Source organism: Streptomyces sp. B1866, assembly GCF_031932565.1.
GTDB lineage: Bacteria > Actinomycetota > Actinomycetes > Streptomycetales > Streptomycetaceae > Streptomyces.
In genome coordinates this window covers 1-1,582 of the sequence record NZ_JAVSCF010000500.1, presented here as the reverse complement: position 1 = coordinate 1,582, position 1,582 = coordinate 1, and the positions used below count along the sequence as shown (strand labels likewise).

Here is a 1,582-nt window from a genome sequence, read left to right as displayed (position 1 = left end):
CAGCAGGAGCGGCGTGGCCATCGTGCACGCGCCGCCGACCAGGGCCATCGAGCACTCGCCCGACCGCAGCGCCTGCGCGGCGAGGTGCAGGGCCACCAGCGACGACGAGCACGCCGTGTCCACCGACACCGACGGGCCTTCGAGACCCAGGGTGTAGGCCACCCGGCCCGACAGCACGCTCGCCATCGCGCCGGTCATGCGGTACCCCTCCAGCTCCAGCGGTATCAGCATGGTGTAGTCCGAGGCCACCGCGCCGATGAACACGCCGGTGTCGCTGCCGTGCAGCGACGTGGGGTCGATGCCCGCGTGCTCGAACGCCTCCCACGCCGTCTCCATGATCAGCCGCTGCTGCGGGTCCATGGCCAGCGCCTCACGCGGGCTGATCCCGAAGAAGTCCGCGTCGAAGTCGGCGATGTGGTCGACGAAGCCGCCGCCGCGCGTGTACAGCTTGCCGGGCTGGTCGGGGTCCGGGTCGTACAGCCGCTCCAGGTCCCAGCCACGGTCGGACGGCAGGCCCGTTATCGCGTCGCGGCCGGACGCCACCAGCTCCCACAGCTCGTCCGGCGACGCCACACCACCCGGATACCGGCAGCTCATGCCGACGATCGCCAGCGGCTCGTCCGCGTCCGCGGTCCGCCGGAGCGGCGCCGCGGGTACCGGCGTCTCCACGACCCCGTCGATCTCGGCGAGTATCAGCCGAGCGGCCGACACCGGGGTCGGGTGGTCGAAGACCAGGGTGGCGGGCAGCCGCACGCCCGTGGCCTGGGAGAGCCGGTTGCGGAACTCGACCGCGCTGACCGAGTCGAAACCGAGGTCCTTGAAGGCCCGGTCGGGGTCGACCTCGGCGGCGGAGGCGTGCCCGAGGACGGAGGCCACCTGGGCCCGCACCGCGTCGACCACGACCTTCTCCCGCTCGGGCGCCGGGACTCCGGCGAGCCGCCGTGCCAGCGACCCGCCCGTCTGGGCGCGCCGCGCCGGGACCCGCACCAGGCCGCGCAGCAGCGCGGGCAGCGTTCCCGCCCGCGCCTGGCCGCGCAGTACGGCCAGGTCGAGCCGCACCGGCACCAGCAGCGCCGCGTCCAGCCCCAGGGCCCGGTCGAACAGCTCAAGGCCCAGTTCGGCGGGCAGCACGCCGATGCCCAGCTGCTCCAGCCGCGCCAGCCCGGCCTCGTCGAAGGCGCTCGCCATGCCCCGCGCGTCGTCCCACAGGCCCCACAGCAGCGAGGTACCCGGCAGCCCCGCCGCACGCCGCCGGTACGCCAGCGCGTCGAGCGCCGCGTCGGCGGCGGCGTGGCCCGCCTGGCCCGGGCTGCCCAGGAGCGCGGCCGCGGAGGAGAACAGGACGAACGCCGCCAGGTCGGTGCCCGCGGTCAGCTCGTGCAGGTGAAGCGCCGCGTCCACCTTGGGCCGCATGACGCTCGCGACCTGCTCGGCGGTCAGCGACTCCACCAGACCGCCGTCCATGATGCCCGCCGCGTGAATCACGGCGGTCAGCGGCCGCTCCAGGCCCGCCAGAAGTCCGGCGAGCTGGTCGCGGTCGGTCACGTCGCACGCGGCCACCCGGGCCTCGGCGCCCAGCGCC

General features: G+C 75.1%; 1 protein-coding gene. It reads right to left on the bottom strand.

Annotated features, from left to right (window positions below):
* Nucleotides 1-1,582: beta-ketoacyl synthase N-terminal-like domain-containing protein (locus RKE29_RS29790; protein ID WP_312008830.1), on the bottom strand; the 1,582-nt coding region annotated here is incomplete at both ends.